Annotated in this window: 23 protein-coding genes; 4 read left to right on the forward strand and 19 right to left on the reverse strand. The window is 71.9% G+C overall.

From position 1 onward, the window contains the following. Nucleotides 1-98: 98 nt before the first annotated feature. A complete protein-coding gene (locus tag ACFO6S_RS00285) occupies nucleotides 99-1187 on the forward strand; it encodes an alpha/beta hydrolase (protein WP_378413045.1) in 1089 nt (362 codons plus the stop codon). A gap of 116 nt (nucleotides 1188-1303) precedes the next feature. Next, nucleotides 1304-2347, forward strand: a complete 1044-nt coding sequence (locus ACFO6S_RS00290; protein WP_378413047.1) for an alpha/beta hydrolase — start codon at nucleotides 1304-1306, stop codon at nucleotides 2345-2347. 16 nt (nucleotides 2348-2363) lie between these two features. Here the strand turns inward: ACFO6S_RS00290 and ACFO6S_RS00295 are convergent, their stop codons facing one another. The 3 genes from ACFO6S_RS00295 to lspA are packed head-to-tail and all read right to left on the reverse strand — an operon-like array spanning nucleotide 2364 to nucleotide 4478. Further along, entirely contained in the window at nucleotides 2364-3050 is a 687-nt protein-coding gene (locus ACFO6S_RS00295; protein ID WP_378413049.1) for a hypothetical protein, read from the reverse strand. After that, the gene (locus tag ACFO6S_RS00300) at nucleotides 3043-3969 is read right to left on the reverse strand and encodes an RluA family pseudouridine synthase (RefSeq protein ID WP_378413051.1); all 927 of its coding nucleotides are present in this window, start codon (nucleotides 3967-3969) and stop codon (nucleotides 3043-3045) included. The genes ACFO6S_RS00295 and ACFO6S_RS00300 overlap by 8 nt, the downstream gene beginning before the upstream one ends. Further along, on the reverse strand, nucleotides 3969-4478 hold the full coding sequence (lspA, locus tag ACFO6S_RS00305; RefSeq protein WP_378414012.1) for a signal peptidase II: 510 nt from the start codon (nucleotides 4476-4478) through the stop codon (nucleotides 3969-3971). Before lspA ends, ACFO6S_RS00300 begins: the two co-directional genes overlap by 1 nt. Nucleotides 4479-4609: 131 nt before the next feature. Here lspA and ACFO6S_RS00310 point away from each other — a divergent pair, with 131 nt between their 5' ends. Both ACFO6S_RS00310 and ACFO6S_RS00315 read left to right on the forward strand, forming a co-directional pair. After that, nucleotides 4610-5572, forward strand: coding sequence for a hypothetical protein (locus tag ACFO6S_RS00310; protein ID WP_378413053.1), 963 nt, complete (start codon nucleotides 4610-4612; stop codon nucleotides 5570-5572). Continuing rightward, a complete protein-coding gene (locus ACFO6S_RS00315) occupies nucleotides 5557-6303 on the forward strand; it encodes a sensor domain-containing protein (protein ID WP_378413055.1) in 747 nt (248 codons plus the stop codon). Before ACFO6S_RS00310 ends, ACFO6S_RS00315 begins: the two co-directional genes overlap by 16 nt. Before the next feature lie 107 nt (nucleotides 6304-6410). Here the strand turns inward: ACFO6S_RS00315 and ACFO6S_RS00320 are convergent, their stop codons facing one another. The 16 genes from ACFO6S_RS00320 to murD all read right to left on the reverse strand — a co-directional run bounded on the left by ACFO6S_RS00320 (nucleotide 6411) and on the right by murD (nucleotide 23907). Beyond that, complete coding sequence (locus tag ACFO6S_RS00320; protein WP_378413057.1) at nucleotides 6411-6905, reverse strand: WKL family lipoprotein; 495 nt, start codon at nucleotides 6903-6905, stop codon at nucleotides 6411-6413. A gap of 102 nt (nucleotides 6906-7007) precedes the next feature. Next, nucleotides 7008-8327, reverse strand: a complete 1320-nt coding sequence (locus ACFO6S_RS00325; RefSeq protein ID WP_465269184.1) for a DNA polymerase IV — start codon at nucleotides 8325-8327, stop codon at nucleotides 7008-7010. A 58-nt stretch (nucleotides 8328-8385) separates the two neighbouring features. Next, entirely contained in the window at nucleotides 8386-8721 is a 336-nt protein-coding gene (locus ACFO6S_RS00330; protein WP_378413058.1) for a TfoX/Sxy family protein, read from the reverse strand. Between the two features lie 46 nt (nucleotides 8722-8767). Then, entirely contained in the window at nucleotides 8768-11914 is a 3147-nt protein-coding gene (gene ileS, locus ACFO6S_RS00335) for an isoleucine--tRNA ligase (protein WP_378413060.1), read from the reverse strand. Between the two features lie 249 nt (nucleotides 11915-12163). After that, a complete protein-coding gene (locus ACFO6S_RS00340) occupies nucleotides 12164-12415 on the reverse strand; it encodes a hypothetical protein (protein WP_378414017.1) in 252 nt (83 codons plus the stop codon). 50 nt (nucleotides 12416-12465) lie between these two features. Beyond that, the gene (gene wag31, locus ACFO6S_RS00345) at nucleotides 12466-13272 is read right to left on the reverse strand and encodes a DivIVA-like cell division protein Wag31 (RefSeq protein ID WP_378413062.1); all 807 of its coding nucleotides are present in this window, start codon (nucleotides 13270-13272) and stop codon (nucleotides 12466-12468) included. Nucleotides 13273-13418: 146 nt separating this feature from the next. Beyond that, a complete protein-coding gene (locus ACFO6S_RS00350; RefSeq protein ID WP_378413064.1) occupies nucleotides 13419-13706 on the reverse strand; it encodes a YggT family protein in 288 nt (95 codons plus the stop codon). A gap of 81 nt (nucleotides 13707-13787) precedes the next feature. After that, entirely contained in the window at nucleotides 13788-14408 is a 621-nt protein-coding gene (locus tag ACFO6S_RS00355; protein WP_378413066.1) for a cell division protein SepF, read from the reverse strand. Between the two features lie 48 nt (nucleotides 14409-14456). Continuing rightward, on the reverse strand, nucleotides 14457-15191 hold the full coding sequence (locus tag ACFO6S_RS00360) for a YggS family pyridoxal phosphate-dependent enzyme (RefSeq protein WP_378414019.1): 735 nt from the start codon (nucleotides 15189-15191) through the stop codon (nucleotides 14457-14459). A 1-nt stretch (nucleotide 15192) separates the two neighbouring features. Continuing rightward, a complete protein-coding gene (gene pgeF, locus ACFO6S_RS00365) occupies nucleotides 15193-15921 on the reverse strand; it encodes a peptidoglycan editing factor PgeF (protein WP_378413068.1) in 729 nt (242 codons plus the stop codon). After that, nucleotides 15918-17159 carry a cell division protein FtsZ gene (gene ftsZ, locus ACFO6S_RS00370; RefSeq protein ID WP_378413071.1) on the reverse strand — a complete coding sequence of 414 codons (1242 nt, stop codon included), beginning with the start codon at nucleotides 17157-17159 and terminating at the stop codon, nucleotides 15918-15920. The genes pgeF and ftsZ overlap by 4 nt, the downstream gene beginning before the upstream one ends. Before the next feature lie 333 nt (nucleotides 17160-17492). Further along, nucleotides 17493-18263 (reverse strand): cell division protein FtsQ/DivIB, encoded by a 771-nt coding sequence (locus ACFO6S_RS00375; RefSeq protein WP_378413073.1) that lies wholly within the window; start codon nucleotides 18261-18263, stop codon nucleotides 17493-17495. Next, nucleotides 18260-19768, reverse strand: a complete 1509-nt coding sequence (gene murC, locus ACFO6S_RS00380) for a UDP-N-acetylmuramate--L-alanine ligase (RefSeq protein ID WP_378413075.1) — start codon at nucleotides 19766-19768, stop codon at nucleotides 18260-18262. Before murC ends, ACFO6S_RS00375 begins: the two co-directional genes overlap by 4 nt. A 46-nt stretch (nucleotides 19769-19814) precedes the next feature. Next, nucleotides 19815-20990 (reverse strand): undecaprenyldiphospho-muramoylpentapeptide beta-N-acetylglucosaminyltransferase, encoded by a 1176-nt coding sequence (murG, locus tag ACFO6S_RS00385; protein WP_378413077.1) that lies wholly within the window; start codon nucleotides 20988-20990, stop codon nucleotides 19815-19817. Then, the gene (ftsW, locus tag ACFO6S_RS00390) at nucleotides 20987-22477 is read right to left on the reverse strand and encodes a putative lipid II flippase FtsW (protein WP_378413079.1); all 1491 of its coding nucleotides are present in this window, start codon (nucleotides 22475-22477) and stop codon (nucleotides 20987-20989) included. The genes murG and ftsW overlap by 4 nt, the downstream gene beginning before the upstream one ends. Further along, complete coding sequence (murD, locus tag ACFO6S_RS00395; protein ID WP_378414021.1) at nucleotides 22474-23907, reverse strand: UDP-N-acetylmuramoyl-L-alanine--D-glutamate ligase; 1434 nt, start codon at nucleotides 23905-23907, stop codon at nucleotides 22474-22476. Before murD ends, ftsW begins: the two co-directional genes overlap by 4 nt. Nucleotides 23908-23913: the final 6 nt, after the last annotated feature.

Below are 23913 nucleotides of genomic sequence, written 5' to 3' on the forward strand. Positions count from 1 at the left end.
GGCGTTGGCACCGACGGTCCCGGCCCGGACGGACCCGTCAACACGCGCGCCGGCGGACGTGCTCCGGTTCGTCGGTGACCGACGCCATAATGACCGCCATGACCTCGACCACCGAGCCCGTAGCCGACCGCGACCGGGGCACCCCCGCCGAGCGGCCACTACACCCCTGGCGCCGCCGGGTGGCCTGGGCGGCCGGTTCGGTGCTCGTGCTGACGGCACTGTTGGTCGCCACGGTGCTGATCGTCATCAACGTCACCCCCCGGCCCGGCGCGCTGGTGATCCGCGCCCTCTTCGACCGCGGCGCCGACAGCGTCACCGCGCAGCTGGAGCAGGGCGCACCGACCACGGTCGACCGGATCGCCGACCAGCAGTACCGGCCGGGCGACTCCGATGCTCTCCTCGACGTCTACGTGCCGCAGGCTGCGGTCGCGGACAACGCAGCCCTGCCGACCGTGGTCTGGACGCACGGCGGTGCCTGGGTATCCGGCAGCAAGGACCACTACGCCGGCTACTACCAGCGCCTCGCCGACCGCGGTTTCACCGTCGTCTCGCTGGGCTACTCACTCGGCCCCGAGCACACGTACCCGACGCCCGTCCACCAGCTCAACGACGCGCATGCCTACCTGCTGGCCAACGCCGAGCGGCTGCACGTGGACCCGAACCGGATCGCGCTGGCAGGCGACTCCGCCGGTGCCCAGCTCTCCAGCCAGCTCGCCGCGCTCGTCACCAGTCCCGACTACGCCCGCGAGCTCGGCGTCACCCCCGCGCTATCCCCCGCGCAGCTGCGCGCTGTGGTGCTCAACTGCGGCATCTACGAGGTGCCCGCGATGACCGGCACCGGTGGCCTCGTCGGGTGGGGCGCGGACACCTCCATGTGGGCGTACACCGGCGAGAAGGACGTGCAGAACTCGGTGCCGGTCCGGCAGATGTCCACGCTGCGTCACGTTACCGCCGCCTACCCGCCCACCTACGTCAGCGGAGGCAACGGCGACCCGCTGACCGAGACCCAGTCCAAGCCGCTGGCTGGGAAGCTCACCGGCCTCGGCGTGCGGACGGACACCCTGTTCTTCCCCACCGATCTAGAGCCGGCGCTGCCGCACGAGTACCAGTTCGACCTCGGCCGCGAGGAGTCCCGGCTCGCCTTCGAGAGGACCGTCGACTTCCTCGAGGCGCACACCGCGCCGTAGCCGGTACGCCGGTGACTCGCGAGATCCCGTACCCAGCCGGCCCGGACCGAACTGCGAGACTGTCCGTGACGATTCTCCGTACGGCGAATCGCCGCGGACCCACGGAGGGAACCACCATGAGCGAACCCGGCCACGACTCGAGGGCACCGCGCGCCCGTGCCCGACGGCTCGCGCTGTTCGGACTCGCGGTCCCGGCAGTGGCCGCGGCAGCGGGCCTGCTGGTCGCCCGCGCCACCCCGCGGCCGTTCACCAGGGCGGTGCGCTGGGCCTTCGAGTGGGACGCGGCCCGGGTCACCAAGGCGCTCGGTGCGCACGAGCCCGCCGGGGTCGCCCGTGCCCTCGACCAGCCGTACCGGGTCGGCGACCCCGACGCCCGGCTCGACGTCTACTTCCCCGAGTCTGCGGAGGGCCAACTGCCGACGGTGGTCTGGACCCACGGCGGCGGCTGGATCTCCTGCCACAAGACCGACTTCGCGCCCTACTACCAGCTGCTCGCGGCCGCCGGTTTCACCGTGGTCTCGCTCGACTACTCACTCGGCCCGGACCAGACCTACCCCACCCCGGTGCGCCAGCTCAACGACGCGCACGCCTACCTGGTCGCGAACGCCGAACGGCTGCACGTGGACCCGACGCGGATCGTGTTGGCGGGCGACTCGGCCGGGGCCCAGCTCTCGAGCCAACTCGCGGCGCTGATCACCAACCCGGACTACGCCCGCGAGGTCGGCATCATTCCCGCGCTGCGCCCCGACCAGCTGCGCGGCGTCGTGCTCCACTGCGGTGTCTACGACATGTCGAAGGTGGTCGGCGGTCCGGGAATCCTCGCCCGGGCGATGGACCAGTTGGCGTGGTCGTACCTCGGCACCAAGGAGTTGCGCGGCTCGGCCGCCGTGGCCCAGATGTCGACGATCCGGCACGTGACCGACAAGTTCCCACCGGCCTACGTCAGCGGGGGCAACGCCGACCCGCTCACCGACACCCAGTCGGTGCCGCTCGCCGAGACGCTGCGGGGGCTCGGGGTGGACGTCACCACGGTCTTCTACCCGCGCGACCACAAGCCGGCGCTCGGCCACGAGTACCAGTTCAAGCTGGACAACGAGGACGGCAGGCGGGCACTGGAGCTGACCGTCGAGTTCCTGCGCAAGCACACCGAACAGGACTGACCGGGCGGGGAGGTGCTCACCGGGCGGGCACGTCGCCGTCGTCCGGGCCGGGGGCCACGGTCTCGGCCTGCCCGGGCAGCAGCGGGACCACGGCGAAGCGTCCGAAGACGGCGTCGGCGGGCAACGCCTCGACGGAGCGCACCCCCGGCGTGGCCGCGAGCGCGCGCAACGCCTCGGGGTCCCCGCGGACGGTCATTCCGACCACGCAGGCGCAGTCGGCCGACAGCCGCGCCGCGGAGACCGCGTCGACCCGCGCCTGCCGGTCCCATTCACCGGCACTGCCCTGCAGCCGCCCGGCCGCCACGTCGGCGGCCCGGGCCGCCGACTCCGGGCCGGCGACGCCCACCACGACCAGCGGGGTCTGCACCCGCTCGACGGGCACCCGGAACAGCAGTTCCGACACCCGCACCCGGCTCGCCGGGTCGCCTGGCGCCCCGACGGCGAGGCGGTAGGCGTCGGCATCGGTCAGCTCGGCGGTCAACGACACCAGGGCCCAGTGCTCAGCGGTGTCGGTGTCGGTGTCGGCCAGGCTCGCCCGGGCCCGGTCCAGGTACTCCGCGACCGGTTCGCCGGAGTCGGGGCCGAGCCGGTCGGTGGCCACCGGCGTCCGGGTCGGCGGGTTCGCCGCGCCGAGCGCCACCACCAGCGCGACCAGCGCACCGACGACGCCCGCGGTCGCGACGGACCGCGTCCGGTCAGGCACTCCGCAGGACGTCGAGCGCGTGCTGGAGGTCCTTGGGGTACTCACTGGTGATCTCGATCCACCGGCCGTCCGACGGATGCGCGAAGCCCAGCGCCCTGGCGTGCAGCCACTGCCGTTCCAGGCCGAGCCGCTCCGCGAGCCGCGGGTCCGCGCCGTAGGTGAGGTCGCCGCAGCAGGGGTGCCGCAACGCGGAGAAGTGCACCCGGATCTGGTGGGTGCGGCCGGTCTCGAGGTGCACGTCGAGCAGGCTGGCGGCCTGGAAGGCCTCGACCGTGTCGTAGTGCGTGACGCTGGGCTTGCCGTCCGCGGTGACCGCGAACCGCCAGTCGTTGCTGCGGTGCCTGCCGATCGGCGCGTCGATGGTGCCGCTGCTCGGGTCCGGGTGCCCCTGGACCAGCGCGTGGTAGCGCTTGTCGATGGTGCGCTCCTTGAACGCCCGCTTGAGCACCGTGTACGCCCGCTCGCTGGTCGCGACGACCATCACCCCGGAGGTGCCGACGTCGAGCCGGTGCACGATGCCCTGCCGCTCGTGCGCCCCGGAGGTGGAGATGCGGTAGCCGGCCGCGGCCAGCCCGCCGACCACGGTGGGCCCGGTCCAGCCGACGGAGGCGTGCGCGGCCACCCCGACGGGCTTGTCCACCGCGACGATGTCGTCGTCGGCGTAGAGGATGTTCATGCCCTCGACGGGCTGGGCCTCGACGGCAAGCGGGCGGGCGGGCTCCGGCAGCTCGACCTCGAGCCAGGCGCCCGACGGCAGCCGGTCCGACTTGCCGACCGCGGTGCCGTCGAGCAGTACCGCCCCCTCCTCGGTGAGGGTGGCCACCGCGGTGCGGGAGAGCCCGAGCAGCCGCGCCAGTCCGGCGTCGACCCGCATGCCCTCCAGGCCGTCCGGTACCGGCATCGATCGTGTTTCGCGCATCAGGCCTCCGCCTCGTTGTCGGTCTCGTCCTCGGCGGCGGCGTCACCGCGGGTGCCGTCCGGGTTGAAGCCGAACAGTGTCAGTGCGACCAGCAGGACGGCGCCGCAGACGATCGCCGAGTCGGCGACGTTGAACACGGGCCACCAGCCGACCGACACGAAGTCCACCACGTGGCCCTGCAGCGGTCCGGGCGACCGGAACAGCCGGTCGATCAGGTTGCCCAGCGCGCCGCCCAGCACCAGGCCCAGGCCCAGCGCCCACCACGGCGAACGCATGGTCCGCCCGATCTTGATCACGCCGATGACCACACCGATCGCGACCAGCGTCAGCAGCCAGGTCATCCCGGTGGCCATCGAGAAGGCCGCCCCGGGGTTGCGGAGCATCGTCAGCGTCACCACGTCGCCGATCACCTGGACGGGTCGGCCGGGCTTGACGTACGCCACCGCCAGGATCTTGGTGACCAGGTCCAGTCCGAGGATCGTCGCGGCGACGACCACCAGCATTCGCATCCGCAGCGGGGCCGGTGCGGCGCTCACCCCACTCGCGGGGTTCTCCGCATTTTCCGCTCTACTCACCCCGCCATCATCCCTTACCGCCTCGTCCGCGGCCGCATCCCACCCACCGTGGCTAACCTGGTCGGGTGCCTGTCTTCTCGATTCGGTCCAGACCCTCCGCCCCCGTGGTGGCCCGCACCACACTGATCGCCTCGGTCCTCGCCGTCGCCACACTCGTGACGGCGTGCGGCGGCGGCGACGACCCGGCGCCCACCTCCCCCACCGCGGCGGCCACGAAGGAGACCACGGTGCCGATCTCCGCGGTGACCACCGCGGTGGTCGATGCCGGCGCGGAGCCCCGGCAGAAGGTCACCTACCACCCGCGGACGGACGCCGACCAGCGTTCCCGCCTGGTGACGGGTTCGACTGTCTACCAACAGATCGACGGCCAGCCGCAGCAGGACTTCTCCACCCCCGAGCTGACCACCTCGATGACCGCGCGGGTACCGGGAGGCAGTCCGGACCCGGCCATCACGGTGGACCTGACGCTCGACGAGTTCAGCACCCCGGACGCCCGACTGACGGACGCGCTCACCGCGAGCAACGGGTCCAAGGCGGGGCTGACCGTGCAGCCCTCGGGCGCGATCACCGCGCTGCGGATCACCCCGGCCCCGGACTCCCGGGACATCGCCCGGTCGGCGATCGAACAGGCCTTCTACCAGGCCGTGTACCGGACCGTCGCGTTCCCCGACGCGGAGATCGGGGTGGGCGCGGTGTGGACCGTGCAGCAGCAGGTGATGAGCGGCATCGCGCTGAACCAGACCACCACCGTCACCCTGCGCGAGCGGGACGGCGACCGGCTCACCGTGGACGTGGCGGTCAACCAGACCCCGAACTCCGACGTCTGGGAGCTGCCGGGCGAGGCGGGCACCCTCGACGTGGTGACCTACACGATGGCGGGCACCGGCACCCTGGTGCTCGACCTCGGCGCCGCGCTGCCGGTCGACGGCGCCGTGACCGTCGGCGGCGAGCAGACCTACAGCGACCCGAACGGGACCACCCGGCTGCGGCAGAGCACCAGCAGCGTGGTCAAGTGGGCCACCCCGTGACGCGCTCGGCGGGCGTCCTCGCGCTGACCGCGACCGCGGCGCTGCTCGCGGGCTGCGCGAGCTCCGACGAACCGACCGGCGCGCCGCTGCCGCCGCTGCCGACGGCCGTCACCGCCCCCGCGAACCCAGGGGCGACCCCGATCACCGACCAGCACCGGCTGCAGTCCGCGCTGCTGACCACCGCGCAGCTGCCCGCCGGGTTCGTGGCCCTGCCCGACCCGGTCCGCGACCTGGGCCTGCCCCCGGCCGCCGACGACCAGCCGACCGCCGACCGGTCCAGCACCGACCCACAGGTCTGCGCGTCGGTGCTGCGGGAGGTGGCGGACCAGTCCCCCGGCGCCGCGACGCGGGCCGCTGCCCGTTTCGGCGGGCCGGACTTCGCCAGCATCGACACCGACGCGGCCAGCTTCGCCGGCGACGGCGCCGCGCGGGCGTTCGAGACCGTCCAGCAGACGCTCGCGGCGTGCGGGCAGTACCGCGGCACCGATGCCGACGGTGTCGCGGTGACCTACCGTCTCGGCGGCCTCGACCAGCCCGCGGTGGGCGACGCGTCCATCGCGGTGCGGCTGCAGACCACCAGCGACGGCCTGACGATGACCTCCGACGCGGTGTACGCGGTGGTCGGGTCGACGGTGGTGCAGGTCGTCGCGTCGGGCCAGGAGCCGATCGAGCCGGCGGTGCTCACCGGGCTGGCCGCCGACGCGGTGGACCGGCTGCGCGGCGGGGCCTGAGTCCCGCCCGGGCCGACCACCCGTACGTCCCGTGGACGCCGGAATGCCGGCACCCGTTCGGGTGCCGGCATTCTCGGATCGAGCTGTGCCCCTTGCGGGGCGGTGCGTCAGACGCAGGCGGGCGAGGTCAGGCTCGCGAGCTTGACCATGTTGCAGGCGTACTCCTTGGAGAGCACCCAGGCGCCGTTCTCGACGACGAAGGTCGCGGTGCCGGGGTTGACCTGGCCGCCGATGTCCATGTTGACGGTGGCGGTCAGGGTGCCGTCGCCGTTGTCCAGGATCGGGTCCACGACGGTGACGGTGGCGTTGGCGGCCTTCGCGGCGGCGGCGACCTGGTCGAAGAGTCCGGGATCGGCCGCGCCGTCCTCGACAAGGGTGGTCTTCTCGGCGACCGGGGTGGCCGGGTCGAGGCCCTTGGCCAGCATCGCGTTCAGCTCGGCGGCGGTGGGCGGCGCCGGGTACTCGTCCGGGGCGGCCTCGGCGGCCGTGGTGGTGGTCTTGGTGGTGGTGGGGGCGGGGTCGCCACCGTCAGAGCTGCACGCGCCCAGGGTGAGTGCGGCCGCGACGGCGACACCGGCAACGAGGGTTTTGCGGAGCATCAATTGCTTGTCCTTTTCATCGGTGGAACTGCTTCATCGGTTGTACTGCAACACCTGTCACGATAGTTAACAGGACCAAAATAAGGGCTTCCTTAACGAGGTCGCTCATCGCAGGCTGGCTTCGGGGTCCGCCCGCACCAACGTGTCCTCGGCGGCCGGGAAGGTCCGCGCCTGGCCCGGACCCGTCGTACGGGTCTCGAACCGCACCGTCACCACCCCGTGCCCGCTGCCCTGGACCCAGCCGTGCCCGAACTCGGGATGCGCCACGTCCTGGCCGGGCCGCCACGAGGCTACCGGGACGGGCTCGGGCACCGGCGCCGACGTGTCCGTTGTGTCGAGATTCACATCGCCGTCCGGGGCGGGCCCGTCGGCGGCCGCCTCGCCCCGGTCGAGGTCCGGGAACAGCGAGCCCTGCCGCACCTCCGACAGCCCGCCGAGGGACACCCCGACCAACCGCACCGGTCCGAGCTCCCGCGGATCGATCACCTGTCGCTGCGCGGTCGCCAGCAGGGTCGCCCGGTCCGCGGTGGCGTACGGCAGGGTCGCCGACCGGGTGACGATCGACATGTCGGACTTCCGCAGCTTGAGGATCACGGTCCGGGCCGCCCGGCCGTCCCGCAGCAGCCGGGCGTGCGCGCCTGCGCCGGTCTGCTCGACCGCGGCCCGCAGCTGGTCCAGGGTCACCAGGTCCACCGCGAAGGTCGTCTCCGCGCTGACCTGCTTGGCGTCGGCACGCTCGGCCACCGGTCGGTCGTCGATGCCGCGCGCCAGCCGGTGCAGGCTCGGGCCGACCGTCGCCCCGAGGACCGCGACCACCTCGGTCTCGGAGGTGGCGGCCAGCGCGCCGATCGTCTCGATGCCGAGCCTGCGCAGCTTGTCGTCGGCCACCGGTCCGATGCCCCACAGCTTGCGCACCGGCAACGCCTCGAACAGGGCGCCCTGCTCGGCGGGGGTGACCACCCGGATGCCGTCCGGCTTGGCCAGGCCGGAGGCGATCTTCGCAATCTGCTTGCCGCTGCCCACGCCGATCGACGCGACCAGCCCGGTGTTCTCGAGCACCAGGGCACGCAGCTGCGTCGCGAACTCGAGCACGGCGCCGGCGTCGGCGCCTGCCAGCTCGGGCGGCTCGCCGAACGCCTCGTCGAGCGAGAGCGTCTCGAGCACCGGCATCCGGGTGCGCAGCGTCGCGAACACCGACGCGCTCACCGTCGAGTACAGCCCGCCGCGCGGCGGCAGCACCACCGCGCCGGCCCCGATCAGGCGCCTGGCCTGGTGCATGGGCATCGCGGACCGGGCGCCGTAGGCACGGGCCTCGTAGCTGGCGCCCGCGACCACCCCGCGACCGCCCGCCCCGCCGACCAGGACCGGGCGGCCGCGCAGGGTGGGACGGGTGAGCTGCTCGACGGACGCGAAGAACGCGTCCATGTCGAGGTGCAGCACCCACCGGCGGGACGTGGGCGGTCTGGTCACAGCGGTGCGGGCCTCATCGCGTGGTCGGCTTCTTCGGCTTCTTCTTCGGCTGCGGCAGCACGTCCGCGGTGCGCTGGACGAACCCGTGCAGCCAGTCGGTGTCGTCGAGCCGGTCCGACGGGATCGCGAAATGGTCCTTCGCGCCGGGATACGGCGGTGCGAGCGCGGACGCGTCGAGGTAGTCACCCGAGATCGCCGTCGGCTTCACGAAGACGGTGTCGTGGCAGATCAGCGCGACCATCTTCTCGTCGCAGTACAGCCCGTACTCGCCGAACATCGCGCGGGCGCGCACGTCCAGGGGCTCGAGCTGCCCCAGCACGTACGCGACCGTCTCCTTGTCGGTACTCATGGGTGGAAGCTACGCCGGTGCCCCGACAACGGGGCACCGGCGCACCTCACGCCTTGGCGATGACGACCCGGACGCCCTCGCCGAGGTCGACCGCGTCCGGGCCGCTGACCTCGCCGAGCTCGAGGGTGGTCGCCAGCACCTCGCCCGCGATGAGGTCGCGGTGCCGGGCGGCCCAGTCCAGCCGGTCCTGCGGCACCTGCAGCGTGACGACGATCCGGTCCGAGATCTCCAGGCCGGCGGCGCGGCGGGCGTCCTGCAGCTCACGGATGCGGTCCTTGGCCCAGCCCTCGGCCTCGAGCTCCTCGGTGACCGCCGAGTCGAGAACCACCAGGCCCGCGTTCTCCGGCAGGGCCGCGGTGGACTCGGGCTCGGCGGCGACCAGGCGCTGGGTGTACTCGGACGGGAGCAGCTCGATGCCTGCGGCGGTGACGACGCCGTCGACCTCCGACCAGTCCCCCGCCTTGACCGCCTTGATCACCGTCTGGACGTTCTTGCCCAGGCGGGGTCCGGCGGCGCGGGCGTTGACCACCAGCTCGAACCTGCCGTGCACGTCCACGTCCTCGGTCAGGTCGACCTTCTTGACGTTGACCTCGTCGGCGATGATCCCGAGGAACGGGCGCAGCCGCTCCGCGTCCACGGCCGCGACGGTGACCTCGGGCAGCGGCAACCGCACCCGCAGGTTCTGCGCCTTGCGCAGGCCCAGGACCGTCGAGCAGACCGCACGGACCTCGTCCATCGCCTCGACCAGCTCGGGGTCGGACGGCAGGTCGGTGGCCTCGGGCCAGTCGGTCAGGTGCACCGACCGTCCGCCGGTCAGGCCGCGCCAGATCACCTCGGTCACCAACGGCAGCAGCGGCGCCGCCAGCCGGGTGACGACCTCGAGCACGGTGTGCAGGGTGTCGATGGCGTCGCGGTCCTCGTCCCAGAACCGCGACCGGGAGCGGCGCACGTACCAGTTGGTCAGCGCGTCGCAGAAGGTCCGCAGCTCGTCGCAGGCACCCGCGATGTCGTTGACCTCGAGCGCCTCGGTGATCGCGTCCCTGGTGGCCGACAGCTTCGCCAGGATGTACCGGTCGAGCACGTTCGGCGAATCGGTGCGCCACTGTCCGGGCTTGCCCGCGTACAGCTGCAGGAAGCTCCACGCGTTCCACAGCGGCATCAGTGCCTGCCGGGAACCCTCGCGGATGCCCTGCTCGGTGACGACCAGGTTGCCGCCGCGCAGGATCGGCGAGGACATCAGGAACCACCGCATGGCGTCGGAGCCGTCGCGGTCGAACACCTCGTTGACGTCCGGGTAGTTGCCCTTGGACTTGCTCATCTTCAGGCCGTCGTCGCCGAGCACGATGCCGTGTGCCGCAACGGTCTTGAACGCCGGGCGGTCGAAGAGCGCGGTCGCCAGCACGTGCAGCGTGTAGAACCAGCCACGGGTCTGGCCGTTGTACTCGACGATGAAGTCGCCGGGGTTGTGGCCCTCCTGGCCGTTGCCGCCGTCGAACCAGTCCTTGTTCTCGAAGGGGTAGTGCACCTGCGCGTACGGCATCGAGCCGGACTCGAACCAGCAGTCCAGCACCTCCGGGACGCGGCGCATCATCGACTTGCCGGTCGGGTCGTCCGGGTTCGGGCGGACCAGGTCGTCGATGACCGGCCGGTGCAGGTCGGTCGGCCGCACGCCGAAGTCCGCCTCGATCTGGTCGAGCGAGCCGTACACGTCCGTCCGTGGGTACGCCGGGTCGTCCGAGATCCAGACGGGAATCGGGCTGCCCCAGTAGCGGTTCCGGCTGATGTTCCAGTCCCGGGCACCCTCGAGCCACTTGCCGAACTGGCCGTCGCGGATGTGCTCGGGCACCCAGGTGATCTCCTGGTTCAGCTCGACCATCCGGTCCCGGAACTTGGTCACCGCGACGAACCAGGACGGCACCGCCATGTAGATCAGCGGCTGACCCGAGCGCCACGAGTGCGGGTAGGAGTGCTCGATCGTCTCGTGCCGCAGCAGCTTTCCGGCGGCCTTGAGGTCCTTGATGATCACCGGGTTCGCGTCGAAGACCTGCAGGCCCTCGTACGGCGGCACCATCGAGGTGAACTTGCCGCCCGCATCGAGCGGCTGCACGATCTCGATGCCGTTCGCCGCGGCGACGTCCATGTCCTCCTCACCGAAAGCCGGTGCGAGGTGGACGATTCCGGTGCCCGACTCGGTGGTGACGTAGTCCGCGGAGAGCACCCGGTGCGCGTTCTCGTGGCCCTTGCCGGGGCCGTGGAAGAAGTCGAAGGGCGGGGCGTAGTCGAGACCGACCAGGTCGCTGCCCCGGTACTCGCCGAGCACCTCCGGCGCCTCGCCGAGCTCACGCGCGTAGTGGCCGACGCGGGCCGCGGCCAGCAGGTAGGTCTTGCCCTCGGCGCCGGCGACGTGCACGTAGTCGACGTCGGGGTGCACCGCGATCGCCAGGTTGGACGGCAGGGTCCAGGGCGTGGTGGTCCAGATCAGCGCGTTCGCGCCGTCCAGCGGCGAGCCGGGAGCGGTGATCACCATGTCGACGGTGACCGCCGGGTCCTGACGCATCTTGTACGCGTCGTCGAGCTTGGTCTCCTGGTTCGACAGCGGCGTCTGCTCGTACCAGCTGTACGGCAGCACCCGGAAGCCCTGGTAGATCAGGCCCTTGTCGTGCAGTTCCTTGAACGCCCACATGACCGACTCCATGAAGTCGAGGTCCAGGGTCTTGTAGTCGTTGTCGAAGTCGACCCAGCGCGCCTGCCGGGTGACGTAGTTGCGCCATTCGTCGGTGTAGCGCAGCACCGAGGACTTGCAGGCGGCGTTGAACTCGGCCAGGCCCATCGTCTCGATCTCGGACTTGTCCTTGATGCCGAGCTGCTTCTCCGCCTCGAGTTCGGCGGGCAGTCCGTGGCAGTCCCAGCCGAACCGGCGCTCGACCCGCTTGCCGCGCATGGTCTGGTAGCGCGGGACCAGGTCCTTGACGTAGCCGGTGAGCAGGTGACCGTAGTGCGGCAGGCCGTTGGCGAAGGGCGGGCCGTCGTAGAAGACGAACTCCGGCGCATCGGCGCGGTTGGCGATCGACGCCCGGAAGGTGTCGTCGGCCTCCCATTCGGCGAGGACGCGCTGCTCGAGTTCGGGGAATCGGACGCTCGCGGCGGCCTTGCCGCCGCCGAGGTCCACCAGCGGATAGGTCGGGTCAGACAACTCAGTACTCCTCGTGCCCAGTCTCGGCACGGGGACGATCGACGACGCCCACTGCGCCGCGACCGCGGTACCACCCCGCTTGCCCGACGGACGGCCAGGAGCCGACCGCGAGCCTCTCGTGCCGGGCTGTGACGGGCCCACCCGTTCGGTTCTACTGGGCGCCCGCGGACCGTCTCGGCCGTGGACGCCGTTCTTCCGAAGGCTCCCCGGTGATGGCCGGATCGACGCCGTACTGCTGAAGGTCCGATTCTAGTCGGACTCGTCAAATCGCTCGGTCGGCAGTGTCCTGCGCGACCCGGAGGGCGGCGACCGGTGTGAACCGCCGCCGGCCGCGTCGCCGTTGGCCACGGTGTTGCTGCGGAGCGAACTCACCAACAGCAACACCGCGCCGACGACGCAGACCACGATGCACCCCCAGGCCCAGACGACCGAGCCTGTCAGGAGCGAGACCACCAGCAGGAGAAACCCCACCGCGGCCAGAGCAAGAGTCAGGACAAGCACCACACACCCCTAGCTGACTGGGCTGGACGGAGCGCTACCAAGCTCCGCGCTCAGTTGCCACCCTTGGCGCCGCCGAAGGCCTCTTGCCCGCCGTCGACCGGCACCGCGGAGCCGCGCTGCTCGAGTTCCTGCAACTGCGACTCCAGGTAGGACTTGAGCCGCACCCGGTACTCGCGCTCGAAGGTCTTGAGCTGCTCGATCCGGCCCTCCAGCACGCTGCGCTGCTGGTTGATGGTGGCCATGATCTCGGTGTGCTTCTTCTCGGCGTCGGCCTGCAGGGCGTCGGCCTTCTCCTTGGCCTGACGCAGCTGCGTCTCGGAGCGCATCTGGGCGTCCGCGAGCAACGCCTCGGACTTCTGCCGGGCATCGGAGATCATCGTCTCGGAACGGCTCCGCGCGTCGCCGACCAGCTGCTCGGAGTTCGTCCGGGCGTTGGTGAGCAGCGTCTCGGACTCGTTCTTCGCGTCGCCGGTGAGGCGGTCGGCCATCTCCTGGGCCAGGCCCAGGATCTTCGCGGCCTGCAGGTTCGCCTCTTCGGTGTTGCTGGTGCGGGCCGGCGCGACGGGCGCCGCGACCACGGGCGCCGGAACCGGCACGGGCGCAGGCTTCGGCGGCTCGACGATCCGGGCCGGCTCGGGCGCCGGAGCAGCGGCTCGAGGCGCACTCTTGGCATCCCCGAGTTCCTGATCGAGCTCGCCCACGCGCTGGCGCAGGTCGGCGTTCTCCTCGATCAGGCGCGAGAGCTCCTGCTCGACGAGGTCGAGGAACGCATCGACCTCGTCCTCGTTGTAGCCCCGCTTTCCGATCGGAGGCTTGCTGAACGCGACGTTGTGCACATCAGCTGGTGTCAGCGGCATGGAAGGATCCCTTCACGCGTCTGTAGGCGGTCTAGCAAGCATTCAGTTATAGCGCATTCAGTGCTCGATGCTGCATTCACACTCTTGGACCGGTCCATTCTGTCACACCGGACCCGTCGACTGCGCCAGTCCCCAAACCGTGTTCGTCATGCAGCAAGCCCTTGAACGACCTGCATGAGGATGAACACGATGAACAGCAAGACCATGATTGATAGATCCAACCGAACCCCGCCGAGGTTGACCATCGGGATGACCCGACGCAACAGGCGGATCGGTGGATCTGTGACTGTAAAAATTGCTTCGAGAATGACGACCACAATTCCGGTCGGGCGCCAGTCTCGGGCGAATGTCCGGATGAACTCGACGACGATGCGTCCGATCAGTAGCAGCCAGAACACAAACAGCAGGAAGTAGATCACCGCGAACAAGGGCACTCCATCACTGTGCCTGACACGGCCGGACCAATCAAAACGGGTACCGGCAGCGCCGTCCCTGAGCTTCGCGGCAAGGTCGTCCTACTTCTGGTTGTAGAAGCCGTTTTCGGCGATCCGCCGACGCTCCTCCGCCGAGACGTCGATGTCCGCCGGTGAGAGCAGGAACACCTTGGTCGCGACCTTGTCGAAGGAGCCGCGCAGCGCGAACGCCAGGCCGGCCGCGAAGTCGACCAGGCGCTTGGCATCGGCGTTGCTCATCTCGACCAGGTCCATGATGACCGGCGTACCGTCGCGGAAGCGCTCACCGATGATGCGCGCCTCCCCGTAGTCGCGGGGGCGCAGTGTGGTGATCTTGGACAGTGGTCCGCCCTCGTCGAAGATGGGTGCGCGGCGCGCCTCGATGCGGGCCTCGGAGCGCGCATCGACGGCCAGCGAACCGCGGGTGGTGGTGGTAGCGGTGCGGACACCGGCACCGGGTCGGGGGGCGGACCGGGAAGGCAGCGGTTCCATCCGCCGCGGCGCCGGCTGGCGGTCGACCGAATCCATGTCCTGACGGGCGTCGTAGCCGTCGTCGTAGCCACGCTCGTCGTCCTCGTACCTGTCGCCCCGCGGCGAACGCCGCGGCTCCTCGAGGTAGTCGTCCTCGTAGTCGTCGAGTGGGACCATGCCGAAGTAAGCCTTGAACTTGTGCAGAGTGCTCATGAATCGACCTTCCTTGGCGTGGTTGACAATCGGACCGGTCGCCGATCGTTACGAGGCTATCGGGCGGGGGCCCAACAGCGCGGTTCCGACACGCACGCAGGTGGAACCGTATCGGACGGCAGCCTCGAGGTCACCAGTCATACCGGCCGACAACGCGGTCGCCCGCGGATGGTCGCACAGCAGGTCGCGATGCACCCCGGCCAGGGTATCGAATGCCTGTTCAGGATCCGAACCCAGCGGCGGCACCGCCATCAACCCGGCCAGCACCACGCCCTCGGCCCGCTCCGTCGCCTCCGCCAGTTCGGCGAGCGCGTCGCCGCGGACCCCACCGCGGTTCGGGTCGCCGTCCAAGCTAACCTGCAGCAACACCCGCAGCGGCTCGGACCTGTCGCCCTCGTCGCGCGCGGCCGACGCGGCCCGCGCGAGGGCGTCGAGCAGTCGGGTGCTGTCGACCGAGTGGATCGCGTACGCCCACCGGGCGACCGCCCGGGCCTTGTTTCGCTGCAGGCTGCCGATCATGTGCCAGCGGACCGGGCCCGCCGACGGCACCAGCGCGTCGAACTCGGCCACCTTCGCGGTGGCCTCCTGTTCACGGGACTCGCCGAACTCACGGCAGCCCAGCGCGTGCAGGATCGCGACGTCGGACGCCGGGAAGAACTTGGTCACCGGCAGCAACTGCACCTCGGTGCGGTCGCGCCCGGCGTCGTCGCAGGCCCGGTCGAGCCGGTCCCGCACCGCGGCCAGCGCCGACGCGACCTGCGACGCCCGCTGCGCCGGATCGATCTCAGGCACCCGGCGTCGACTCCATCCAGATCACGCCGGCCAGCCGGCCGGTGCGGCCCTCCCGGCGGTGGCTGAAGAGCGCGCGGTCCTCGATGGTGCAGCGCGGGTCCTCCGCCACACCCGACACGCCCGCCGCGAGCAGCTGACGCCGCAGCCCGGCCCGCAGGTCCAGTCCGGGCGTGCCCCGGACCGTCTTGCTGGCACTGCCGGGAAGGTGCCGCTCGACGTCCGCGCGCATGGCGGCGGGCACCTCGTACTGCCTGCCGCTGGCCGCGGGTCCGAGGAAGGCACCGATTCGCTCGACGACGGCGCCCTTGGCGACCATCGCGTCGAGCACCCGGGGCACGATGCCGATCCGCGCCCCGACCCGGCCCGCATGCACGGCCGCGATCACGCCCGCCTCGTCGTCGGAGAGCAGCACCGGGACACAGTCCGCGCTGAGCGTCACCAGCGCGAGACCGGGCACGTCGGTGACCAACGCGTCGGTGGCCTCCACCGCGCCGTCGACCGGGCCCTCGACCACGGTGACGTTGCGGCTGTGGATCTGTTCCATCCACACGAGTCGGTCGAAGGGCAGGCCGATGCCGGCCGCGAGCCGACGCCGGTTGGCATCGACGGCGGCCGGATCGTCACCGACGTGGTCACCCAGGTTGAACGAGTCGTACGGGGCGACCGAGACGCCCCCGGTCCGCGAGGTGACAACCCTGCGGACCCGTACCGCGGCACTCACCGACGCATGAAGTCCGGCACGTCGACGTCGCCGTCGTCCTCCTCGGCGACCGGGGCGGCCCGGTTCGCGCCGACCGAGATCGGCGGCAGTCCGGACCCGCCGAGCTCACGGAAGCCGCCGAGGTCGCGGGCCTCCTTGGGCTGCTCACGGGTCTCGACCTGCTCACGCGCGGGCTGCGCGGCCGGCTCCTCGGCCGGGGTCGCCGCCGTGCGGCCGATCTCACCGGCGCGGCCGACGCCGATGGCGCCGCGTCCGACCGCCGCCGCCTGCTCCGGCGTGCGCCGGACCGGGGTGCCGCCGTCGAACCCGGCCGCGATGACGGTGACCCGCACCTCGTCGCCGAGCGAGTCGTCGATCACGGTGCCGAAGATGATGTTCGCGTCGATGTGCGCGGCCTCCTGGACCAGCGAGGCGGCCTCGTTGATCTCGAACAGACCGAGGTCGGACCCGCCGGCGATCGACAGCAGCACGCCGCGCGCACCCTCCATCGAGGCCTCGAGCAGCGGCGAGTTGATCGCGGACTCGGCGGCCTTGATGGCCCGGCCCTCGCCACGCGAGGAGCCGATGCCCATCAGCGCGCTGCCCGCACCGGACATCACGCCCTTGACGTCCGCGAAGTCGACGTTGATCAGACCCGGGGTGGTGATCAGGTCGGTGATGCCCTGCACGCCGTTGAGGAGCACCTCGTCGGCCGAGCGGAACGCATCCATCAGGCTGACGGCGGCGTCGCCCAACTGCAGCAGCCGGTCGTTGGGGATGACGATCAGGGTGTCGCAGGACTCGCGCAGCGCCTGGATGCCGGTATCCGCCTGGCCGCCGCGTCGCTTGCCCTCGAAGGAGAACGGGCGGGTGACCACGCCGACGGTCAGCGCACCGAGCTTGCGGGCGATGCTGGCGACGACGGGCGCGCCACCGGTCCCGGTGCCACCACCCTCGCCTGCGGTGACGAAGACCATGTCGGCCCCCTTGAGGACCTCCTCGATCTCGTCCTTGTGGTCCTCGGCAGCCTTGCGGCCGACCTCCGGGTCGGCGCCGGCGCCGAGGCCGCGGGTCAGTTCCCGGCCGACGTCGAGCTTGACGTCGGCGTCACTCATGAGCAGCGCCTGTGCGTCGGTGTTGACCGCGATGAACTCGACTCCCTTGAGTCCCTGTTCGATCATGCGGTTGACCGCGTTGACACCGCCGCCGCCGATGCCGACGACCTTGATAACGGCGAGGTAGTTGTGCGGGGGCGTCATTGGCTTTCGCCTTCCGTGTGTGTGAATCGCGCTCGGGATGCGTGGCGATGCTGACGTGTTGCCGCAGCGCGTAGAAATCGCTGCCGCACTGAGATGTTCGGGTGATGCTGACGTTACTGGTGTAGACGTTACTGGTGTTGCCGGAGTTACCGGTCACGCTGGTGGCGAACACCGGTCGGCGTGTTGCAAACCCTCAACCACAGGTCGAGAGTTATGTCAAGCTGCCGACTGGTTCGAGACGGTATGCACGACAACGACCTTGCGCCAGCAGGCGCGCCGACAGGAACGAGGATTCTGTCGTGCACGCTCCGGTACCGCGCACACTACTGCGGGCTACCGAGTGGTCGGGAGGTCGGGGCTGGACACATCGAAGACCTGACCAGGCTGGCCGAGCAGCGGCACCGCGATCGCCGCCTTCCGCTCGGAGTTGTCGGCGCTCCCCCACAGCACCTGCCTGCCGTCGCCGAGGCTGACCCGGATGTCGGACACGGTCGGGGCCGAGATCTCGGTCACCTGCCCGCGCAGCTGCGGCGGCATCGAGTTCAGGGCCGTCAGCGCGTCCAGGGTGGCCGGGTCGTCGTGACCGGGACGGTCCACCTTCAGCCTCGGCACCCCGGGCGGCGGCGGTTCGATCGCGTAGGACACCCCGCCGCCGTCCATCAGCCGGGTGCCCTCGGGTGCGTCGTAGAAGACCGCGGGCGCCCGTTCGACCACGGTGACCTCGACCGTCGACGGGTAGGACCGCGCCACCCGGACCCGGTCCACCTTCGCGATCGCCGCCACCCGACTCGCCGCACCGCCTGCGTCCACCTGCAACAGCGGCGTGCCGGCCGGAATCGCGAGTGCCGCGAGGATCTCCTCCGTCGGCACCCCGACGTTGCCCGACACGGAGATCGTCCGGGCCGCGAACAACGGCGTGAACCAGGCCACCGCACCCAGGGCCGCCAGCACGACGACGACCAGGGCGGACACCAACAGCCGCTTACGGTTTCGCCGAGGCGCAACTGCGGCGGCGCCGTCGACGCGCGCCTGCCTGCCACGGCCGGTGGTGCGCGGCGCACGGGGCGGGCGCGCAGACCGCTGCGGCCGCGCGGCCGCGGTCACGCCCGGTCCTGCGCCGGCCCCGGGTCCGCGCTTCGGACCCGGGTCGGCGACGCCGCGAGCGCGCCGAGAATCCCCTTGCCGAGCATGGTCACGTCGCCGGCACCCATGGTGATCACGATGTCACCGGAGCGTGCCAGGCCGGCCACCTGCCGCGGCGCCAACGACAGGTCCGGCTGGTAGTGCACCGGCCGGGTCACCGACTGGGCGACGAGCGCCCCGGAGACCCCGGGCAGCGGCTTCTCCCGCGCGCCGAACACGTCGAGCACCACCACCTCGTCCGCGAGGTCGAGGGCGGCGCCGAACTCCTCGGCGAACGCAACCGTGCGGGAGTACAGGTGCGGCTGGAAGACTACGATCACCCGACCGCGGGCCGGCTCCCCGCCCGGGCGGACCAGTTCCGCCGCGGCACCGAGCACGGCACGCACCTCGGTGGGATGGTGGGCGTAGTCGTCGAACACCCGCACGCCGTTCTCCCTGCCGGTGTACTGGAACCGGCGGTGCACGCCGCCGAATCCGGCCAGGCCCTCGAAGACGTCGTCCACCGGCGCGCCGACCTCCCGCGCGGCCAGGATCGCACCGAGCGCGTTGAGTGCCATGTGCCGGCCCGGCACCGCCAGTCGCAGGGTGCGCGCACCGGTCTCGCCGGACAGCTCGACCTCCGCGACCCCACCCACGTCCCGCGCCTGCCAGCTGAGCATCCGCGCGCCGTACTCCACGCCCGGCACCTGGCGCTCTCCGCTGCCGTAGCCGAGGACCCGGACACCGGGCAGTCCGCGGGCCGCCACCCGCTCGGCCAGCGCCGCCGACCCCTCGTCGTCCAGGCACACCACCAGCAGCCCGCCGGGCGCGATCCGCTCGGCGAAGTCGTCGAAGACCTGCTCGTACGCCTCGGTGGTGCCGAAGTAGTCGAGGTGGTCGGCCTCCACGTTGGTCACGACCACGACGTTCGGGTCGTACTGCAGCAGTGAGCCGTCGCTCTCGTCGGCCTCCGCGACGAACACGTCGCCGGAGCCGTGATGGGCGTTGGTGCCCGCCTCGTTGAGCTCGCCGCCGACCGCGAACGACGGGTCCACGCCGCAGTGCTGCAGCGCGACGACCAGCATCGAGGTGGTGGAGGTCTTCCCGTGGGTGCCTGCGACCAGCAGGGTGCGGTGCCCCTGCATCAGCGAGGCCAGCACCGCGGGACGCAGGATCACCGGCACGCCGCGGGCCGCCGCGGCGACCAGTTCCGGGTTGTCCTTCGGGATCGCGGCGTGGGTGGTCACGACCACCGTCGGGCCGCCGGGCAGCAGGTCGAGGGCGCTGGCGTCGTGCCCGATCCGGACCTGCGCGCCGCGGGCCCGCAGCGAGAGCACCGTGCGGGACTCCTTGGCGTCCGAGCCCGACACCTCGCCCCCGCGGGCCAGCAGGATCCGGGCGATCCCGGACATGCCGGCGCCCCCGATCCCGACCATGTGCACGCGCTGCAGGTGCGCAGGCAGTTCGGCGCCACGCTGACCGGTCATCGGCTGACCTCCGACACGTTGCATCCCTTCGAGAAGTTCGAGCCCGTCATGACGCCGAGCCCTTCACCAGGTCGAGCACGATCCGGGCCACCGCGTCGGCGGCGTCGCGGTGCCCGGCACCGGCGGCCGCGGCGCCCATCTCGGACAACCGCTTCCGGTCGCGCACCAGCGGGACCACGGTCTCCGCCACGTACCGCGCGGTGAGGTCCGCGTCGGCCACGATCACCCCGCCACCTGCCGCGACCAGCGGCTTGGCGTTGAGTTCCTGCTCGCCGTTCCCGTGCGGCAACGGCACGTACACCGCAGGCAGACCCACCGCGGACACCTCCGCGACGGTCATCGCGCCGGACCGGCAGATCACCGCGTCGGCGGCGGCGTACGCCAGGTCCATCCGGGACAGGTACGGCACCGCGACGTACGGCGCGGCCGGGTTCAGCTGCTCGACGTCGAGGGTGTTCTTGGGTCCGTGCGCGTGCAACACCGCGACACCGGCCTCGGCCAGCGCGGTTGCCGCGCCGGAGACGGCCTCGTTGAGCGAGCGGGCGCCCTGCGAACCGCCGAAGACCAGCAGCACCGGCCCGTCGGCGGGCAACCCGAAGTGCGCCCGGGCCTCGGCGCGCAGCGCGGCGCGGTCGAGTCCGGTGATCGAGGCCCGCACCGGGATCCCGAGCACCTCGGCGTCCCGCTGCCCGCGGGCGGCGACGCCCGAGCCCGGCACGGCGGCCAGCACGCGGGTCGCGACGCGGGCGCCGATCTTGTTCGCGATGCCGGCGCTGGCGTTGGCCTCGTGCACCACCACCGGTACCGCCCGGCGACGCCGCAGCACGCCCTTGCCCGCGGCCAGGTACGCAGGCAGCGCCACGTAGCCGCCGAAACCGACGATCACGTCGGCGCGCGTCTCGTCGAGCACCTCGCGGGTGCGGCGAACCGACTTCACCACCCGGCCGGGCAGCCGGAGCAGGTCCATCGTGGGCTTGCGGGGCATCGGCACGGGCGGGATCAGCGCGAGCGGGTAGCCGCGCTCGGGGACCAGCCTGGTCTCGAGGCCCCGCTCGGTGCCGAGCGCGGTCACCGTGACCGTGGGGTCGAGTCGTCGCAACGCGTCGGCCACGGCCAACGCGGGCTCGATGTGGCCCGCGGTGCCACCGCCGGCCACCACCACGGACGGTCCGACGGGGGTCTGCGCTGCTCGGTCGGACGGGCCGGTCGATGTGCCACTCACCTGCGAAATCCTTGCTCTCCTGGGCGGCCGCCGGATCGTCGCCGCTGCTCTGATGTTAGTGGCTGGTCGCGTCGCGGCTCCGCACGCCGCCGGGGCGGCTGCTGGTTCGGGGCTGGGCGCCTGCGCTCCTCCGGCGCGGCGGCGGCCAGCGCCCGACGCCGGGCCACCGCCTGGGCCTGCGCGGCCTTCTGCTGGGCGGCGGCGGCCTTGGCCGCCGCGGTCTTCGCCTTGGCCCGGGCGGCCGCGGCCGCGCGGGCCGCCTCGGCCCGGGCGGCCGAGTAGTGCTCGGGTTTCGGCAGCCGGAGCAGTCGCGAGACCCGGCCGTCCGGGCCGGAGTGCAGCGCCGCCACCGCCTCCGGCTCGTGCCTCGCGGCGTTGGCGAGGATGCCGAACATCAGCAGGGTGATGGCCGTGGACGTACCGCCCGCCGAGACCAGCGGCAGCTGCTGCCCGGTGACCGGCAGCAGGCCGATGACGTAGCCGATGTTGATCATGGCCTGGGCCAGGATCCAGGTGGTCGCCGCCGCGGTCAGCAACCGCAGGAACGGGTCGACCGAACGCATCGCGATCCGCAGGCCGGTGAACACGAACAGCGCGAGAAGTCCGAGCACCGCGAGGCAGCCGAGGAAGCCGAGCTCCTCGCCGATGATCGCGAAGATGAAGTCGTTGTGCGCGTTCGGCAGGTAGCTCCACTTGGCGCGGGACTGGCCGAGACCCCGCCCGAACAGACCGCCGTCGGCGAGCGAGAACTTCGCCTGACGGGGCTGGTAGTTGGCGCCCTGCGGGTCGTCGCCGGGGTTGAGGAAGCCGAAGATCCGGGCGGCCCGGTAGTCGGCGGACAGGGCCAGGACCACCGCGGCGACCCCGACGCCCGCCACCGCGACCCCGAAGATCTTCAGCGGCAGCCCGGCAAACCAGAGCAGGGCGCCGACCACGATCACGAAGGTGACGGTCGTCGAGTAGTTCGGCTGGAGGATGACCAGGCCCGACGCCAGCAGCGCACCGGGGACCAGCGGAATGAGCAGTTCCTTCAGCGGCGCACCCCGACGGCGGGTGGCCAGCACGGACGCGCCCCACACCACCAGCGTGACCTTGGCCAGCTCGGACGGCTGGAAGGACAACCCGCCGAACTCGAACCAACGCCGGGCGCCGCCGGACTCCTTGCCGATGCCGGGGATGAGGACCAGCGCCAGCATCACCACCGACGCCGCGAAGGCGGGCAGGGCGAGCTTGCGCATCAGCCGGACCGGCATGCACAGCGCGACGTAGAACAGCACCGCGCCGAGCACCGCGAAGATCAGCTGCGTGGCGAACAGTCCGTACGCCGAACCGGTGTCCGCGTACGCCTCGACGCTCGACGCCGAGAGCACCATCACCAGGCCGAGCACCGTGAGCAGGGTGGCGATGGTCACGATCAGGTGGAACGAGGCCATCGGGCGGGCCAGCCAGGCCCCGATCCGGGTGCGCGGGCCCGCGGGCTCGCTCATCGGACCGGACCCGCCCCGGCGAGACGGTGCACGGCGTCGGCGAAGGCCCGGCCGCGGTGGCCGTAGTCGGTGAACATGTCGAGCGAGGCCGCGGCGGGCGCCAGCAGCACGGTCTCGCCGGTCGCGGCCATCGCGGCAGCAGCCGTCACGGCCTGCGCCATCACCGCGTCGGGGTCCAGATCGGCACTCACTCCCCTATCGTCTCCCGTCGGCACCAGGACCACGCGGACCTCGGGCGCGTGTCGGCGCAGCGCATCGGCGATCTGGTCCGCGTCCTGGCCGAGCAGCACCGCGCCCGCGAGCCGGTCGGCCACCTCGGCGACCAGTTCGTCGACGCTGGCGCCCTTGAGCAGGCCACCCGCCACCCACACCACCCGTGGGTGCGCGAGCAGCGAGGACCTGGCCGCGTGCGGGTTGGTCGCCTTGGAGTCGTCGACGTAGGTGACGCCGTCCACCTCGGCGACCAGCTCGGCCCGGTGCGGTCCAACCCGGTAGCTGCGCAGTCCGTCTCCCACCGACGCCGCCGGGACGCCGATCGAGCGGGCCAACGCGGCGGCGGCGAGGGCGTCCATCAGGCCGGCGGGCCCGGGCGGGGTGATCTCCGACGCCCGGGCGAGGGTCGCTCCGTCGGCGAAGGCGCGGTCGACCAGGCGGCCGTCCTCGACGCCGAGCTCCCCGGCCGCCGGGGCGCCGAGCCGGAAGCCGACCGTGCGTCCCGCGGTCGAGCGGGTGACCAGGGAGGCCGCGACCGCGTCGTCCAGACCGAGGACGGCGACGTCGCCGGTGAGCGCGCCCGCCTTCGCCTCGACGTAGCCGGCCATGCCGCCGTGCCAGTCCAGGTGGTCCTCGGCGATGTTGAGCACCACGCCCGCCGCCGGGCGCACCGACGGCGCCCAGTGCAGCTGGAACGAGGACAGCTCCACGGCCAGTGCGTCGTTGCGCGGGTCCGCGCGCAGGGCGTCGGTGATCGGCAGGCCGATGTTGCCGCACGCAACCGCGGGCACCCCGCCTGCGCGCAGGATCGACTCGAGCATCGAGGTGGTGGTGGTCTTGCCGTTGGTTCCGGTCACCACCAGCCACTGCCGCGACGGGCCGTAGACCTCGGCGCGGTCGAGCCGCCACGCGAACTCGACGTCGCCCCAGATCGGCACGCCTGCGTCGGCCGCCGCGGCGAGCACCGGCGAGTCCGGGCGCCAGCCGGGACTGGTGACGACCAGCGCGAACCGGTCGATCCCGGCGGCGGCCGCGTCGGGCGCCGCGGTGTCCACCGCGAGGTCGGCGGCGGCGGCGTCGAGGGAGCCCTGGTTGCCGTCGGTCAGGGTGACCTCGGCGCCGAGGTCGCGCAGCGGCGCCACCAGCGCGAGACCGGAGACCCGGGCCCCGGCCACCAGGACCGCGGCACCGCGCAGGCGGGCCAGTTCGTCCGGCAGTGCCAC

The organism is Rhodococcus kronopolitis (assembly GCF_042654025.1).
In the GTDB taxonomy this organism is placed as follows: domain Bacteria; phylum Actinomycetota; class Actinomycetes; order Mycobacteriales; family Mycobacteriaceae; genus Rhodococcus_G; species Rhodococcus_G kronopolitis.

Coding starts and splice junctions, on each gene's coding strand:
- ACFO6S_RS00285 (WP_378413045.1), top strand. CDS start 99: ATGACCTCGACCACCGAGCCCGTAGCCGACCGCGACCGGGGCACCCCC.
- ACFO6S_RS00290 (WP_378413047.1), top strand. CDS start 1,304: ATGAGCGAACCCGGCCACGACTCGAGGGCACCGCGCGCCCGTGCCCGA.
- ACFO6S_RS00300 (WP_378413051.1), bottom strand. CDS start 3,969: ATGCGCGAAACACGATCGATGCCGGTACCGGACGGCCTGGAGGGCATG.
- lspA (WP_378414012.1), bottom strand. CDS start 4,478: ATGCGAATGCTGGTGGTCGTCGCCGCGACGATCCTCGGACTGGACCTG.
- ACFO6S_RS00325 (WP_465269184.1), bottom strand. CDS start 8,327: ATGGACGCGTTCTTCGCGTCCGTCGAGCAGCTCACCCGTCCCACCCTG.
- ACFO6S_RS00330 (WP_378413058.1), bottom strand. CDS start 8,721: ATGAGTACCGACAAGGAGACGGTCGCGTACGTGCTGGGGCAGCTCGAG.
- wag31 (WP_378413062.1), bottom strand. CDS start 13,272: ATGCCGCTGACACCAGCTGATGTGCACAACGTCGCGTTCAGCAAGCCT.
- ACFO6S_RS00355 (WP_378413066.1), bottom strand. CDS start 14,408: ATGAGCACTCTGCACAAGTTCAAGGCTTACTTCGGCATGGTCCCACTC.
- ftsZ (WP_378413071.1), bottom strand. CDS start 17,159: ATGACGCCCCCGCACAACTACCTCGCCGTTATCAAGGTCGTCGGCATC.
- murC (WP_378413075.1), bottom strand. CDS start 19,768: ATGACCGGTCAGCGTGGCGCCGAACTGCCTGCGCACCTGCAGCGCGTG.
- ftsW (WP_378413079.1), bottom strand. CDS start 22,477: ATGAGCGAGCCCGCGGGCCCGCGCACCCGGATCGGGGCCTGGCTGGCC.